A 16,399-nucleotide genomic window follows, 5' to 3' on the forward strand; every position below is an offset into this window, starting at 1 on the left:
TTGGATAGGTGCAAGGTTTAACTAAGGATCTTTCAAACAATTACGTATACAATTGCAAGACATAGAACGTGACTTTTGTTACTATAAAAGCAAGTAAAAGGGTACTTTATCAATAGCTGGTTACTTTAATGAAATCTAAGAGACATGCTATTTTATATCTTGATTCAGCGGGCGTTTGTACGCCCATTGAATCAAGATAAAGCTCCCGATCGCAATTACACTGGGACATTATTGACTAAAAATAGTGATTGTGAAGAATTGAGGAGCCAAGTTGGGTGATCCATGGAATTCACAAATTATAAACTTTGAAGGGGGTTTCTTCATGTTAAATAAGAAGACGATGAAAGATATTGAGGTAAAAGGGCAGCGCGTATTTGTACGTGTCGATTTTAATGTACCGATGGCGGATGGTGTGATTATGGATGATACACGTATTCGTGCAGCAATTCCAACAATTGAATATTTAGTGGAGCAAGGTGCTAAAGTAATCTTAGCCTCTCACTTGGGACGTCCAAAGGGTGAAATAAAAGAAGAAATGCGCCTAACGGCTGTAGGAGTTCGATTAGCTGAATTAATCGGTAAGCCTGTTACTAAATTGGATGAATCAATTGGTAAAGAGGTAGAGGAAGCTGTTGCAAACATGCAAGATGGTGACATTCTTTTACTAGAAAATGTACGTTTCCACGCTGGTGAAGAGAAAAACGACCCAGCACTTGCAGAAGCATTTGCAAAATTAGCGGATGTCTATGTCAATGATGCTTTTGGTGCAGCTCACCGTGCACACGCCTCAACAGAAGGTATTGCAAAGCATGTGCCAGCTGTTTCAGGTTTCCTGATGCAAAAGGAATTAGATGTATTAGGAAAAGCATTATCTAATCCTGAGCGCCCATTTACGGCCATTATCGGTGGTGCTAAAGTGAAGGATAAAATCGGTGTTATTGAAAGCTTACTGGAAAAGGTAGACCATTTAATTATTGGCGGGGGATTATCATTTACATTCATTAAAGCGCAAGGGCATGATATCGGCAAATCTTTATTGGAAGAAGACAAAATTGAGCTAGCTAAATCTTTTATTGACAAGGCGAAGGCAAAAGGCGTGCAATTACATATGCCGATTGATGCAGTTGTTGCAAATGAATTTTCAAAAGATGCAGAAACAAAAATTGTAGATGTAGACGCGATTCCAGCAGATTGGATGGGCTTAGATATTGGTCCAAAAACAGCAGCAAATTATGCAGAGGTCATTCAGAATTCTAAATTAATCATTTGGAATGGTCCTATGGGTGTCTTTGAAATGGATAAATTTGCAAACGGTACTAAAACTGTAGCTGAGGCAATGGCCGATACAGCAGGTTATACAGTAATTGGCGGTGGCGATTCAGCAGCTGCTGTTGAAAAATTTGAAGTAGCAGATAAGATGAATCACATTTCTACAGGCGGCGGTGCTTCATTAGAATTAATGGAAGGTAAAGAGCTTCCTGGAATTGTGGCTTTAAACGATAAATAAACTGTTGGAGGCAAAACGATGCGTAAACCAATTATTGCAGGTAACTGGAAAATGTATAAAACCTTTGAAGAGGCTATCCAGTTTGTCGATGCTATACAGGACAAACTTCCTTCAAATGACAAAGTAGATGCTGTTGTTTGCGCACCAGCACTTTACTTACCTACACTTGTGCAGGTTGCTAGTGAATCAGAGCTGGCAATTGGTGCACAAACAATGCATTATGAAAATGAAGGTGCGTTTACAGGGGAAATCAGCCCAAATCAGCTAGCTAGTGTACAAGTAGACTATGTTATTTTAGGGCACTCAGAACGTCGTGAATACTACAATGAAACAGATGAGGCCATTAATAAAAAGGTAGCAGCTGCACTAGCACATAACATCGTACCAATTATTTGCTGTGGAGAAACGCTCACAGAACGTGAAGCAGGAACGACTGAGCAAAAGGTTGCTAGTCAAATTAAAGCAGCACTTGCTGGATTTGGAGCACAAGAAGTGGAGCATATGGTCATTGCCTATGAGCCAATTTGGGCAATCGGTACAGGTAAAACAGCAACAGCTGAAGATGCAAATCAAGTATGTGGAGCTATCCGTGCGGTTGTGGAAGATTTATACAACGCTGAAACAGCGGCTGCTGTGCGTATTCAGTACGGTGGCAGTGTGAAGCCTGAAAATATCGCAGAATTATTATCAAAAGAGCATATTGATGGTGCCTTAGTTGGTGGTGCTAGCTTACAACCAGAATCATATTTAACATTATTGGAGGCGACGGCAAATGCCTAAAAAGCCAGTAGCATTAATTATTTTAGATGGCTTTGCATTTCGTGATGAAACATTCGGAAATGCAGTAGCACAAGCAAATAAGCCTAATTTTGATCGTTATTGGAACCAGTATCCCCATGCTACATTAACGGCAGCAGGTGAAGCAGTAGGGTTACCAGAAGGTCAAATGGGAAACTCTGAAGTTGGACACTTAAATATCGGTGCTGGACGTATTGTTTATCAAAGCTTAACACGTTTAAATAAATCAATCCGTGAAGGAGACTTCTTTACGAGTAAAGCATTTTTGGATGCAATAGCACATGCTAAGGCTCATCAATCTAAGCTTCATATTATGGGCTTACTTTCAGATGGTGGCGTACATAGCCATTATGAGCATATGTTTGCACTATTAAAGCTTGCAAAACAACAAGGCTTAGACGAAGTTTTTGTACATGGCTTCTTAGATGGTCGAGATGTTGGACCAACAACAGCATTAAGTTATATTGAAGAAACTGAAAAGCAAATGGCTGAAATTGGTGTAGGTCAATTTGCTTCTATTCATGGACGTTACTATGCAATGGACCGCGATAAACGATGGGATCGTGTAGCTCTAACTTACAATGTACTTGTTGATGGCGTTGGCCAAACGGCAGAAAGTGCAAAAAGTGGTGTAGCAGCATCCTATAAGCGTGAGGTAACAGATGAATTTGTGATTCCATTTAGTATTCAAGAGCAAAGTGAGCCAGTGGCAACAATTAATGATAATGACGCAGTGATTTTCTTTAATTTCCGTCCTGACCGTGCCATTCAATTGTCTAAAGTATTTACAAATAATGAATTTGATGGCTTTGCTTTATCAGCTAAGCATCCAAAGAATTTAAAATTTGTTTCCTTCACACACTATAGTGATGAAGCCCATACTCAGGTAGCCTATGAAAATGACAACCTAAAAAATACGATAGGTGAAGTGTTGGCCTCAAATGGTAAAACACAGCTACGAATTGCAGAAACAGAAAAATATCCGCATGTGACATTCTTTATGAGTGGTGGACGTGAGGAGAAATTTGAAGGGGAAGAACGTATTTTAATTGCATCCCCAAAGGTTGCGACATACGACTTAAAACCTGAAATGTCTGCCTATGAAGTGACAGAAGCCTTGCTTGCAGAAATTGCGGCTGAAAAATTTGATGGGATCATTCTTAATTTTGCTAACCCTGATATGGTTGGACATAGCGGAATGCTAGAGCCAACAATTAAAGCGATAGAAGCAGTCGATGAATGTCTAGGGAAAGTAGTAGATGCACTTCTTGCAAAAGGAGGAGCAGCTATTATTACAGCTGACCATGGTAATTCTGATGAAGTGCTGACTTTAGCAGGGGAGCCAATGACAGCTCATACAACAAATCCTGTTCCAGTAATTGTGACGAAACCGAATTTAGTTTTACGAAATGGTGGCATTTTAGCCGATTTAGCACCAACCATGTTAGAATTATTAGAGGTATCACAGCCTGCTGAAATGACAGGACAATCATTAATTGAAAAAGAGGAGAATTAATTATGCCATTTATTACACAAGTTTATGCGCGCGAAGTTTTAGACTCACGTGGTAACCCAACAGTAGAGGTTGAAGTATTTACAGAATCAGGAGCTTTTGGACGTGCAATCGTACCTTCAGGAGCATCTACAGGTGAATACGAGGCAGTAGAATTACGCGATGGTGACCAATCTCGTTACCTAGGCAAAGGTGTATTAAAAGCAGTTGAAAATGTTAACACAATTATTGCACAAGAATTAGAAGGAAACTATTCAGTTCTTGATCAAGTCGTAATCGACAAAACTTTAATCGAGCTAGATGGCACAGAAAATAAAGGGAAATTAGGTGCTAACGCAATTCTAGGTGTATCCATGGCAGTTGCACATGCTGCGGCAGATTATTTAGATGTACCTCTTTATCAATATCTTGGTGGTTTTAACTCAAAACAATTACCAGTACCAATGATGAATATCTTAAATGGTGGCGCACACGCTGACAATAATGTAGATATTCAAGAGTTTATGGTGATGCCTGTTGGCGCAGAATCATTCCGTCATGCATTACGTATGGGTGCTGAAATCTTCCATAGCCTAAAAGCTGTTTTGAAAGCAAAAGGCTATAACACAGCAGTAGGTGATGAAGGTGGTTTCGCACCAAACCTTGGCTCTAACGAAGAAGCCATTACTGTAATTTTAGAAGCTATCGAAAAAGCAGGCTATAAACCAGGCGAGGAAGTTAAACTGGCAATGGATGTAGCGTCATCTGAACTATTTAATAAAGAAGACAGCAAATATCACTTAGATGGTGAAGGTGTTGTGAAAACTTCTGAAGAAATGGTTGATTGGTATGAAGAGTTAACAAATAAATACCCAATCATTTCAATTGAAGACGGCTTAGACGAAAATGACTGGGCTGGACACAAGCTATTAACGGATCGTATTGGTGGTCGCGTACAATTAGTAGGTGATGATTTATTTGTAACAAATACGAAAAAATTATCGGCTGGTATTGAGCAAGGCGTAGGAAATTCAATCCTTATCAAAGTAAACCAAATCGGTACGTTAACAGAAACATTTGAAGCAATCGAAATGGCAAAACGTGCTGGTTATACAGCAGTTATCTCTCATCGTTCTGGTGAATCAGAAGATGCAACAATTGCTGATATCGCAGTTGCGACAAATGCTGGTCAAATTAAAACGGGTGCTCCATCACGTACAGACCGCGTAGCGAAATACAACCAACTTCTTCGTATTGAAGATCAACTAGGTGCAACAGCTGAGTATCTTGGTTTAAATTCATTCTATAACTTAAAGTAAGCAGTAGTTTTAAGCGAAAATGCTTTGAACTTAGTAATACACAACCTTTTTATACAACTTGAACTATGTTGTACATTTAGGTGAATTTAGCAATACTTATGTATTGTTTCAACCTCTGATTTATAAGTGTGATAAACACTTGTAGATTGGGGGTTTTTTATTTGCTTATCAAAGACTTGTTAAAAGAATTTACATTCGAATTACAGATTAAAAATTATTCAATCAGAACAACAGAAACTTATAACTACAATACAACTCATTTCATTCAATATCTGGATGAGTTTCATGACGTGAATGAAATTGAAGACATTTCTACAGTTCATGTAAAAAAATATATTCAACATCAATTAAATCTTGGTAAAAAAGCGACTTACATTAACACTGTAATTAAATCGTTGAGGTCGTTTTACACGTATTTAGTAGCAGAAGAGTATGTAACGTTAAACATCATGGCACGTACCAAATTGTTGAAGGAAGATAAAACTGTTATATCTACATTTACTGACCAAGAAATTGCGAAAATGATTGAAGCATACGATTTTAAAACGTATTTGAACGCCCGAAACAAAGTGATTATTGCTATGTTTGCAGATACAGCCATTAGATGTTCGGAATTAATAAATTTAGAGGTAGATTGGGTTTTCATTGCCATAACTACAGGTTATTTCAATGTTGTGTTATTATTATCCTAATTACATAATATAAACCAATATAAAATTACATAATGATACAAAATTATTGAGGGGTAATAACATGAAAAGAAAAACAAAGGCGACTATCGTTATCATTGGAATATTGGGCATTTTTGGTGGAATTTTTGGTTACTTCAAATTCACCGAACAAATGGAGAAACCTGTTCCTGAAAAAGAAAAAGCAGCCGTGGGATATGTCGAAGAAACGTCTGAAGATAATATTGTTTCAGAAAGAGAAAAAGAAAAAGAAGCAGAAGTAGAACATGTTGAAAAAACTTCTGAAGAAATCGCTTTGGAAAAACAATATCCTGACGATTTACCAGATTATAAAATGCTATACGCCATTCATACTATGTCTCATCAAAAAGTTGAAACTGACGGAAAATGGGGACATGAGCAAATCACACAGGCCAAAATTGACCGATTGTTAGCTATAGCCAAAAAAAATGTAAACGGTTATGTATATCAAGAATTTTACATCGAAATATTGGAAAGATGGTCAAAAGGTGATTTTTCACATTCGGTAGAAGATCACAATTTCGTTTGGGAACGTGAAGGTGGCACTGCCGACTCTGGAGGGAAAGCAACTCGTTTATTTACTGCTGAAGAGGAAAAAGAATATGTGGAACAGTTTTTCGGAAATAAGCAATAGCACGTGGTCAATTTAACCAACAAGAAATCGTGCTCGTTACATTTTTCATTGCTACAACATAAAGATATTTCAATAAGAGATTATTGAAATATCAATTACGGAATCCACCAAATTACTAAGATACAAAAAAATTATCGGTGGAGGTTTTTATATGACAGAAGAAGAGTATCATTAAATATTTAGGCTTACATTCATTTTATAATTTAAAATATTTTGAGCCACTTACAAAAATCGCCTCAAAGGTTATCTAATGACCTAGTAGGGCACTGAAAAAGTCGATTTGCCACAAAAATTGTGATGCAAATCGACTTTTTTAAGTTTTCAAATCTAACAAAAGACAAATTTCTAATATAAAAAAGTGAGTTTTTTTAGTTTTTCAGTGCCCTTTGACCTAGTAGGCGATTTTTTTTGTAAGTACGGTAAGCAGACAAGTGATAATAAAGTTATTTAATTCTTAATGGGGCAGTTTAGTTGAAGGCGTGATATAGTCGGTTAGTAAAGGAGCATTTTCCTATGAATAGAGAAGAAAGAAAAACGCGTTTAGAATATCTAATCCAAGAAAGAAAGAAACATGAAGAGAAATTGGAAAAGGAGCAACAAATCTCGGACATGTTAGAGCTGTTCCCTGAAAAGAGCGGAGTGGATATATTAGATGAGAGCGAAAGTGAAAAAATTGAATGTAAAATGACAAATTGCTTTCCAATTGCATTTTGGGGAAGAATTGATTGGGAAAAGGTGAGTAAAAAAATTATTCTTACTAAAGAAGACATATTGAATATTCCTACCGTCCTAACTAATCAATCTTTGGATATTTCAATTCCTGTTTATCTTATTGTTGGGATTTACAAATACCCATTGGTAAAGACCTCCTTACTTACAATACTAGAAAGCATTGAGGATATTATGGATATGGGACCAGACCAATGGATTTATAGTCCAACGTTAAGATATGTAATTGAATTTTGTCATGATGATGTAATAACAATAGGTTGGATATGAGATGTTTATTTGGGTGCTGTTAATTGAGTAGGTTTTCTTAAAAATTCTAATAAACCCACAATTTTCTGTAGATAATAATCTCTTTAAAAGGTTTAAAGATGTAAAATGTAGAATTACTATTAGAAACATATTGGTTGGAGGGAAAACGCTATGCATAACTTATCAGGAAAGGTTATTCTCGTCACAGGCGCTAGCTCTGGTATTGGGCTTGCGACTGCCGAGTTTATGGCATCTAAAGGGGCTAAAGTAATTATTAATTATCATTCAAATGTGAGTGGGGCCATGGAAGCCGTCCAACGTATTCTCGAAAAGGATGGGGAGTCCATTGCCATTCAAGCTGATGTGATGAATAAAGAAGAAGTGAACGCAATGGTTGAACAAGCTATATCTTCATTTGGCACAATTGACGTTTTAGTTAATAACGCTGGTGGTGGCATCCGCCAAAGTACATTTATGAATATGAGTGAAGAGCTATGGGAAGAAACGTTCAAATTAAATGTGAACAGTGTTCTCTTATGTTCCCAAGCTGTATTAAAATATATGATTCCTAAAAAAAGTGGGAAAATTATTAATGTATCTTCAGCGGCTGCACGTATTGGAGGGGCAGGAGAAAGTATTCATTATGCATCTGCTAAAGGGGCGATCAATACAATGACGATTGGAATGTCCAGAGAGCTAATTGAATATGGAATTATCGTGAATGGGGTAGCACCTGGAATGGTAGAGACACCTTTTCACGATAAATTTGCTCCTGGCGATAATCGACTTGAGCGTATGACTTCATCTGTACCTATTAAACGGGCTGCAACACCTATGGAAATAGCAGAGGTAATTGCCTTCCTTTCCTCCGATGCTTCAAATTATATCCTTGGAGAAATTATAAATGTTAGTGGCGGGAGATAATGAGGCTAAGGAATTTTATTGAGGAATTTTTAGCTTGTAATGTAGATGACTATTAAAATACATTTAATTGAACTAATAATGTGTTTGTTGAACAAGAATTAAACAATTTTATTATTAGGGTCAAAAACTGCTCAGGTTAAGAGGAAGACCGCTCAGGAAGAATCAAGAACTGCTCGGGTTAAGGCGAAAACCGCTCAGGGAGGGCCAAGAACTGCTCGGGTTAAGGCGAAAACCGCTCAGGAAGGGCCAAGAACTGCTCGGGTTAAGGCGAAAACCGCTCAGGAAGAGGCTGTAACTGCTCGGGTTAAGAAGAAAATCGCTCAGGAAGGGTCAAGAACTGCTCGGGTTAAGAAGAAAACCGCTCAGGAAAAATCCAACAACGCTCAGCTCATAAAGAACCGCATAATAAGTGCACCAATATCCATAATACCCAAATCAGCCCTGTCTATAAATTCAAAAATTCCTACTCTAGAACTTTAGATTTGTATAAAGTCATGTCAAGAGATACAATTTTCTTGAAATTAAATATTACAAAAAGACTAACATTTACCAATATATATAACTTACTTAACATCCTATAAGGTATAATTGCATTGAGAGAACAAAGGGAGGGCGTTGCAATGGGGGTAATACAGGCATTAAAAGAAACATTACCAATTTTTCATGAAATATTTAAGAAGGAAATATCTATCACATTAAATGATCGTGTGACAAGAGAAGTACTATTTGTATTAGATGGAATAAAAGTAAAAACACATTTAAAAGTTGGCTTTATTCCAGAGGATTCATCAGATTTTCGTCGCGTTGCACAGGGGGAATTTTTAAAGCGTAGTGTTCCAAAAGAGTATTTTGGTATCCCTATGAATAGTGAGTTGTATCCTATAAGAGAAAATGGTGAAGTCGTAGGAATATTAAGCTTGCTTTTCCCACTAGAGGCTCAAGAAAAAGTCGGAGCATTTATGGAAAGTCTACAAACAATTATTCAAGATTTACAATTAAAAATACATACAATAGCCGCACATTCTGAAGAGCTATCCGCAACAAGTGAATCCATCGCAGAAAAATCTCGACATGCTCTTGAAAATTCCTCACGCTCCAATGAAGTGACAGATTTCATTAAAACCATTTCTAAGCAAACCAATTTACTTGGCTTAAATGCATCCATTGAGGCAGCACGTGCTGGGCAATATGGAGCAGGGTTCAATATTGTGGCACAGGAGGTTCGGAAATTATCGAGTGAAACATCTACCGCTACAGAACAAATTGAAACTTCTCTTAAGACCATCACTAATAATGTTCAATCCTTGATGGAGAGCATGGAGCAAATTGAAGTGGCATCCAATGAACAAGCCGAACTAGTGCAGCAATTTAGTGAGGCAATTGAGAAATTAAGCAATGTTAGTACCCAAATGTCGTATTATGTGAAAGAAGTACTACGATAATTGATATAAAGAAATCGTTCTTTTGCCGTTTTAACATTGGACTATTTTTGATCAAACGGGTGGTTATAATGTAATGAAAGGAACATGGAATGCTCAAGAAGTAATAGAACGTTTGATTTGAAGACAGAAACGATGCCGAGAATTGGCTTTTGAATGAAAAATAAAAGCTAAAAACTGTTTTTGTAGCTGATATGGGGTTGTCTAAAAAAAGTCTTTTATAAGAAATCGAATTACTTTGATGAACCTTTTAGACAACGCCTATTTTGCTACAATAATCTATGTTATTTGAGTAGAGGCCTTTTGATCGAAATGATAGCTGATAAATGTTAGCAATGCTGCACTAATTGCTATAATTCCTCCAACCCAGGATACATCAACAAGCCTCATATTTGTCGTGACAAATCCTCCTAGAGCTGACCCAATTGCAATGCCGATATTTACAGAAACAGGCGTTAATGAAACTGCTAAATTTTTAGCAGATGGATAGTGTCTATCTGCTAAATCGATAAAATACAATTGCATAGTGGAGTTCATGATATACACAATAAGGGCTATAAAAGAGATGTTCAATAGTCCAGCAATAATGGAATTTGAAGAAACAAAAAATAACCCAAGAATGATAGCTTGTATAAGAAATATATATCGCAGTTTTCCTATTCCATTACGAGTTACCAATTTTCCACCTATTATCGTACTAAAGATAGATACTACTCCATAAAGCAAGAATACTAAACTAATAGATCGTTTTGGGATGAATAGTACATCAAGCAGTAAAGGTGTTAAATAAGTGTATACAGTATATGTAGCAGCAATGCTTAAAGCTGGAATAAAAAATGCTATGATAATCCGCTTATTCGTTAATAGGCCGATTTGTTTTTTTTAGGAGCTTTTTGTTCCTATTAATTTTTTAGGTATTGTAACGGAGCTAGCAATTAGGGAAATGCTTCCCAATAGAGCAGTAAACCAAAAGGTCAATCTCCAGCCACCTGATTGACCAATAAAGGTCCCAATCGGCACGCCAATTACACTTGCTATAGTAAAACCAGTGAATATAATTGAAATAACATGTCCTCTTTTTTCTGCTGGCATTACCTCGCTAGCGATTGCCATTGCAAGTGCAATTAAAACACCTGTTATAACAGCAGTAAATATTCTCGAAATAATTAGCAGCCCATATGTTTCTGATAAAGCAGATGAAATATTACCAACAATAAATAGTAAGATTAATGTCAACATTAATGGGTATTTTGCAAATCTACTGGATAAAGCAGTTAAGATGGGTGTACCGATTGCAAAAGCTACAGCAAAAGTTGATACAAGAGCTCCAGTCATAGAGATGGAGATATTTAAGTCATCTGCCACTTCAGACAGTAGTCCAACAATGACAAATTCACTCGTTCCAAGGACAAAGGTTAATAAAAATAAATTTAAAGTTAAAAGCTTTTGATGCTTAGTCAAGGTAGTTTCTCCTCCTATACACCTCAATTTGAAGCTTTTTCTACAGCAATCTGAACTTCTGCAACATAAAATTCTGGATCATCTACTTTTTCATGAGGAATGCAAATTTCACGGCGAGGTTCACCATTTTTCAAGCGATAGCCATTACGTTCAATCCATAATGCTAACTCTGTACTTGCAGTGCATCTGTTTATTGTTGAGCAATGATGTACAAGAGTAGCCATCATCGTAATCTCTGGTAATTTTTTTATAGTAAAGAATGGGTGACTGGGCAAATCAATAGTTAACGGACGAGCTACTTCTATATCAATCTCATCCTCACACTCTTCGCAGCCATGCCAAAGGACCATCTGAGACAAAGAATGTGGTTTAGGGCTTCCTATATATTGATCCAATTGTCGAAACATTTCTGGAATTTCACTTAATGAGGTCTGCTTACGATAAGAGATTACATGCTGTGATTTAATTTCCTTTAAGACAACGTCAAGTGAGGATAAATCTTTTCGCTCATATTCAATGGTACGTAGGCTTTCTTTAATTCGAAAAAGCTTAGCCTGTTCCTTCTCTAATATAGATTGAATTTCGTTTTGTTTGACTCTAAACATACCTCGAATATGTTCTAGAGGAATATTTTCGTCCATCATTTGTCGAATTTGTTCTAATGAAAACCCCAGCTCCTTGAAAGCCAAAATGCGATGAATTTGAAACATTTGCTCAGCTGAAAAATATCGATAGCCTGAAAATTGATCGGTATAAGCAGGCTTAAGTAAACCCAATTGGTCATAGTAACGTAATGTTTTGATAGAAACTTGGCTAAGCTTTGAAAACTCGCTAATTTTAAACATTGAGTATCATCTCCTTTTTGAAAATCTAAAACCCCGGGCTGTGTAACGCTGCTGCTTGAAGTTTACTTTATAAGTATATCTGTCCAGTTAAGGGGAGAGTCAAGAAGTAAGAAACAGATATTAGTAAAGAGCAATAAAAAAGACAGCCTTAAGTGATTAACACTTTAGACTGTCTTTTCATCTGTTAAAGGATAATAATTTAAGATTGTGTCCAATAGTTATCTAGCTCTTGATCTACGTATACCCAGCCCTTCCATGCAATATGAATCGTATCCATAATAAAATAAGGGTCATATTCATGATCAGAGAAATCAACATATGGAACATTTGCATTTGTTAATACTTGCTCCATTTTTTCGTAATATTTTTGACGACGCTCCTGTGGATATTCGTTGTAGTCATACCAATAGCCATTCACAGGAATAGAGATAAATAGCGGCTTTGCACCAGCATCCTTTAAAATATCTATTACGAGCTGAAAATCCTCATATTCAGGTGATACTGTATAATCTTCGTTCTTTCGAGTGCCTTTAAACTTTGTTAAATCAGCATTGACAAGACGTTTATAAAATTTATTTTCAATCATTAAATCATTAGATACACGCTTCTTGCCATAGTTCTCAGCATTTTTCAATTGCTGCTCAAATGTTTGATTTGTTATCAGCTTGTCATTATTTTTTAATTTATGTGACTCTCTAGGGAAAATTGAGTAATATAAATCTTTTTTCTCCAGCAGTGCTTTTTGGAAATGCCCTGCCATCATCGCAAGACGTCCAACAACAGGTCGTTCCTTGCCATTCGATAATTGATATTGATAGATTGTTCTTAATAGCTGATCGCGATTCACTGTTTCAAATTCTAACAGACGCTCCATTGCACGATTTCGAAGCTCTACATCAATGTCCTTATTGTATGCTAAATCATAGGCATGTAGCATGGAATAGTTAGGAGAAAAGTGTAATTCACCCATTCCTTTCTCCGTAAACCATTGAGGAGAAACGATGAAAACAATTTTTTTATCCTTTAAATTTTTCTCCTGTGCAGCAAAATTTAAAAAGTGTGTAATAGACTGCATCCCCCCTCGCCCTATCATAAATGTCGAATACGGTGCATTTGTAGCCCGTGCATAATTATAGGGGTGGAAGGGGTCAAAGCGATTTAATTCCGATGAGCCGTATAAAGGCATTGAGTTCGGCTCCTGCAGCATTCTCTCCTGTAAGTACATGCCCTGGAACACTAAAGGAGACATGTTCGTTTTTGCCTGCTCTACATCTTCATCTGAAATCCATGCTTTGATCCATGAATTTGGGAAAAATACGAAGACCGCAAATAGAACAAAGGCAATAAATAGTGATAAAAAGCCTTTTTTAATCATTGTCTTTCAGCTAATTTCGCTACAATACGATTTGGCGTGTTCCATTCCTCACGATTGAAATCAGTAATTGGTACTGAGATATTAAAGCGGCTTTCAATTTCGACTAATAGATTAATGGTACCGAATGAATCAAGTAGCCCTTCTTCAAATAAATCAATATCTGGGTTTTCTACAATGATATCGTCCTCGCATAATTCCACTAGCATTTCTAAAACTTGTTGTTTCTCCATAGTTAAAATTCTCCTTTATATTTAGGCTGTGTTTAATAAAGCCTTGTTTAAAATAATTTCCCTGAAAAAATATAAAAGCCAAAACAAACAGCATTAAAAGTGATAAACACGCCAATTGCATGTGTCCATTTATTTTTCGGCCAAAGCTTACGTTTTTTGTTCCAGCGTTCAAACTTATCGAAGCTAATAATTAACAGGGCATGGTAAAGACCGTAGACTACAAAGTGCCATTCTAGTCCATGCCAAATTCCCATTAAAAAGAACAGTAAAAAGAAGCCAATATATGAGATTGTAAATTTATTTTTAATCCATTTTTTCTTCGTCATCCAAAGCACGAAGCGCATATAAACATAATCTCTAAACCAAAATGAAAGGCTCATATGCCAACGATTCCAAAAGTCTTTAATATTGCGACTCGAAAATGGACGATTAAAGTTAATTGGCGTTTGAATGCCCATAATGCGACTGACTCCAACGGCAAAGGCACTATAGCCAGCAAAATCAAAAAATAAATAAAAACTATACATATACATATACGCTATTTGACCTTGAAAAGGTGTCAAATAATTATAGGTATGATTTGGTAAATAAATAAGTGTGTAATTATAGATTAAATAAGCCAAAATAAATTTATATAAAAAGCCTACAAATATATAATTAATCCCACTTAATAGTAGTTTTTGATAGTCCTGATTTGACGGAACTGTATGCAAATCTTTATAAAAGCGTCGCCAACGATCAATAGGTCCTGATGAAACAGTTGGGAAGAACAGTAAAAAATAAGCTAGCTCGACCACTGAAATTTTATCCTTTAATAGACCATCGCGTGTTTCTAAAATCATTTGTACAGATTTAAAGGTAATGTAGGATACTCCTAAGAATCCAAATAAATGATGTAGCCCAAGAATCGGAAGAACCTTTACAAGCACAAGCGGCAAGATGGACAGCAGTACAGCCACAATAAATACAGTGCCACTATTTTTTTGTAGTCGGTATTTTTGATAACCAATGATTAATAGTAATTGAAATATTGTAAAGAGTATAAGAGAGATTGTGCCATTTAAAGAATTACCAAAAATAAGAGCCAAAACAATAATGGAAACAAAGATATTATAGCCTTTTGCAGATTTTTCACGTAATCCTAAAATAATTGTTGGCAGCAACAAAATCCCAATAATGATGAAAAAAACGATATTTCCATAAGGCGTCATACTGTTTCCATAACCGCCAATCCTTTACGATCAACTTTACCATTTGTATTTAGAGGTAAAGCGTCCATGTATTTGAAGGTTTTCGGAATCATATAGGCTGGTAAATACTCTGATAACAACGATTTAAGCTGCTTCGTCATTTTAAAGGCAGATTCCAGTAATGGCTCACGCAGAACAACGAACGCATTAAGTGAAACAATCTCGCCATCCTTTAATACAGGTACAACAACACAGCTAGAAACGGGTGGTAGATTGCCAATTTGCTTTTCAATTTCTTCGATTTCTAAACGATAGCCGTGTAGCTTTACTTGAAAATCCTTACGACCTGAAAAGAACAGATAGCCATCTTTTTCATAGCCAATATCACCAGTTTTATAAATGCGCTGCCCATTTATTGTAGGAAAGGCCTTTTGCGTTAAATCAGGTGCACCAAGATAGCCTGCACTAACAGTTGGTCCTGAAATAATAATCTCTCCATCCCCTAATAGTGAAAGATTTGGTTCTGATAGCGGGGCGATTGGTAATTGATCAAATTGCTCCAACAGTTCAGGTGTGACTTCCACATAAGATACAGCGACGGTTGTTTCAGTTGGCCCATATAAATTAAAGATGGTTGCCTGTGGGAAGCGCTGCATTAATTCTTGCACAACGGATACTGGTAAAATCTCTCCGCAGAATAAAAATGTATCTAAAGCAGGCATTAACTCCTGATGCCACTCTTTATTCATTAAGCACATTTTCACAAAGGACGGTGTTGAGGTCCAAACACGGATTTCAGCCGTAGCTAATGCATCAAATAATGATTTTGGATAAGCAATTTGCTCTCGTGTAATCGCATAAAGTGTCTGCCCATTTATCAAGGCAGGATATAAATCCATTACTGATAAATCAAAGGAATAGGGAGCCTGATTTAAAAACACTCCAGATTCCTGTAATGGGAAGTGCTTATTCATCCAATCAACAAAATGCGCTAAGTTATCGGCTGTAATTTGGACACCCTTAGGTTTACCAGTTGAACCAGATGTGTAAATAATATAATAAACATCTTGCTCCTGAACCCATGAGGAAGGCTCTACTGAAATAGTAGAAGGCTGTGTGATAATATCACTTACCGCCACTTCAGGGATTGACAATGGAGCACTTAATGATTCTGTTTTTAGTAGCATACAGGCTTCAGAGGCTTCAATAATAAGCTGTAGTCTTTCAGAAGGTGTAGACGAATCAACTGGTACATATGGATGCCCAGCCTTAACAGCACCTAAAAAGGCAACAATTTGCAATGATGACATATGACCGTAGACGACAATCGGCTGTTTTCTTTCTAAGTCAAGAGCTAGTAAATAGTGTGCTACACAATCAGAGAGATACCAAAGCTCACTATACGTTAAGGACTCACGATTGGTTTGATACGCAGTTTTTTGTGGCTGCTGTAGTGCCACATTTTGAATAGCCGCTAATATACTTAACATCTATATT

Annotated in this window: 16 protein-coding genes; 9 read left to right on the forward strand and 7 right to left on the reverse strand. The window is 36.6% G+C overall.

Annotation, left to right across the window (positions count from 1 at the left end):
- Nucleotides 1-322 precede the first annotated feature (322 nt).
- The 9 genes from ACQKIM_RS07195 (at nt 323) to ACQKIM_RS07235 (ending at nt 9,804) form a co-directional block, all read left to right on the forward strand.
- Complete coding sequence (locus ACQKIM_RS07195) at nt 323-1,507, forward strand: phosphoglycerate kinase (protein WP_427541201.1); 1,185 nt, start codon at nt 323-325, stop codon at nt 1,505-1,507.
- 18 nt (nt 1,508-1,525) lie between these two features.
- Nucleotides 1,526-2,287: a triose-phosphate isomerase gene (tpiA, locus tag ACQKIM_RS07200; protein ID WP_427541204.1), complete on the forward strand. Its 762-nt coding sequence runs from the start codon at nt 1,526-1,528 to the stop codon at nt 2,285-2,287.
- Nucleotides 2,280-3,821 carry a 2,3-bisphosphoglycerate-independent phosphoglycerate mutase gene (gene gpmI / locus ACQKIM_RS07205; protein ID WP_427541207.1) on the forward strand — a complete coding sequence of 514 codons (1,542 nt, stop codon included), beginning with the start codon at nt 2,280-2,282 and terminating at the stop codon, nt 3,819-3,821. Before tpiA ends, gpmI begins: the two co-directional genes overlap by 8 nt.
- A gap of 2 nt (nt 3,822-3,823) precedes the next feature.
- Complete coding sequence (eno, locus tag ACQKIM_RS07210; RefSeq protein ID WP_427541210.1) at nt 3,824-5,116, forward strand: phosphopyruvate hydratase; 1,293 nt, start codon at nt 3,824-3,826, stop codon at nt 5,114-5,116.
- 161 nt (nt 5,117-5,277) lie between these two features.
- A complete protein-coding gene (locus ACQKIM_RS07215; RefSeq protein ID WP_427541213.1) occupies nt 5,278-5,808 on the forward strand; it encodes a tyrosine-type recombinase/integrase in 531 nt (176 codons plus the stop codon).
- A 61-nt stretch (nt 5,809-5,869) separates the two neighbouring features.
- Nucleotides 5,870-6,460 (forward strand): DUF6241 domain-containing protein, encoded by a 591-nt coding sequence (locus tag ACQKIM_RS07220; RefSeq protein ID WP_427541216.1) that lies wholly within the window; start codon nt 5,870-5,872, stop codon nt 6,458-6,460.
- Between the two features lie 513 nt (nt 6,461-6,973).
- The gene (locus tag ACQKIM_RS07225) at nt 6,974-7,459 is read left to right on the forward strand and encodes a hypothetical protein (RefSeq protein WP_427541219.1); all 486 of its coding nucleotides are present in this window, start codon (nt 6,974-6,976) and stop codon (nt 7,457-7,459) included.
- A gap of 150 nt (nt 7,460-7,609) precedes the next feature.
- Nucleotides 7,610-8,362: an SDR family NAD(P)-dependent oxidoreductase gene (locus ACQKIM_RS07230; protein ID WP_427541222.1), complete on the forward strand. Its 753-nt coding sequence runs from the start codon at nt 7,610-7,612 to the stop codon at nt 8,360-8,362.
- A gap of 620 nt (nt 8,363-8,982) precedes the next feature.
- Nucleotides 8,983-9,804: a methyl-accepting chemotaxis protein gene (locus tag ACQKIM_RS07235; RefSeq protein ID WP_427541225.1), complete on the forward strand. Its 822-nt coding sequence runs from the start codon at nt 8,983-8,985 to the stop codon at nt 9,802-9,804.
- A 276-nt stretch (nt 9,805-10,080) separates the two neighbouring features.
- Here ACQKIM_RS07235 and ACQKIM_RS07240 read toward each other — a convergent pair whose 3' ends face one another.
- The 7 genes from ACQKIM_RS07240 to dltA form a co-directional block, all read right to left on the reverse strand.
- The gene (locus ACQKIM_RS07240; protein ID WP_427541227.1) at nt 10,081-10,479 is read right to left on the reverse strand and encodes a hypothetical protein; all 399 of its coding nucleotides are present in this window, start codon (nt 10,477-10,479) and stop codon (nt 10,081-10,083) included.
- A 204-nt stretch (nt 10,480-10,683) separates the two neighbouring features.
- A complete protein-coding gene (locus tag ACQKIM_RS07245; protein ID WP_427541230.1) occupies nt 10,684-11,262 on the reverse strand; it encodes an MFS transporter in 579 nt (192 codons plus the stop codon).
- Between the two features lie 23 nt (nt 11,263-11,285).
- A complete protein-coding gene (locus tag ACQKIM_RS07250) occupies nt 11,286-12,107 on the reverse strand; it encodes a MerR family transcriptional regulator (protein WP_427541233.1) in 822 nt (273 codons plus the stop codon).
- A 199-nt stretch (nt 12,108-12,306) separates the two neighbouring features.
- Complete coding sequence (gene dltD / locus ACQKIM_RS07255; protein ID WP_427541236.1) at nt 12,307-13,482, reverse strand: D-alanyl-lipoteichoic acid biosynthesis protein DltD; 1,176 nt, start codon at nt 13,480-13,482, stop codon at nt 12,307-12,309.
- Entirely contained in the window at nt 13,479-13,712 is a 234-nt protein-coding gene (gene dltC / locus ACQKIM_RS07260; RefSeq protein WP_402781407.1) for a D-alanine--poly(phosphoribitol) ligase subunit 2, read from the reverse strand. Before dltC ends, dltD begins: the two co-directional genes overlap by 4 nt.
- A gap of 47 nt (nt 13,713-13,759) precedes the next feature.
- Nucleotides 13,760-14,923, reverse strand: a complete 1,164-nt coding sequence (gene dltB, locus ACQKIM_RS07265) for a D-alanyl-lipoteichoic acid biosynthesis protein DltB (RefSeq protein WP_427541239.1) — start codon at nt 14,921-14,923, stop codon at nt 13,760-13,762.
- Nucleotides 14,920-16,392, reverse strand: coding sequence for a D-alanine--poly(phosphoribitol) ligase subunit DltA (gene dltA / locus ACQKIM_RS07270; RefSeq protein WP_427541242.1), 1,473 nt, complete (start codon nt 16,390-16,392; stop codon nt 14,920-14,922). The genes dltB and dltA overlap by 4 nt, the downstream gene beginning before the upstream one ends.
- Between the last annotated feature and the right edge of the window lie 7 nt (nt 16,393-16,399).

Source organism: Lysinibacillus sp. NPDC047702, assembly GCF_050272555.1.
Taxonomy (GTDB): Bacteria; Bacillota; Bacilli; order Bacillales_A; family Planococcaceae; genus Lysinibacillus.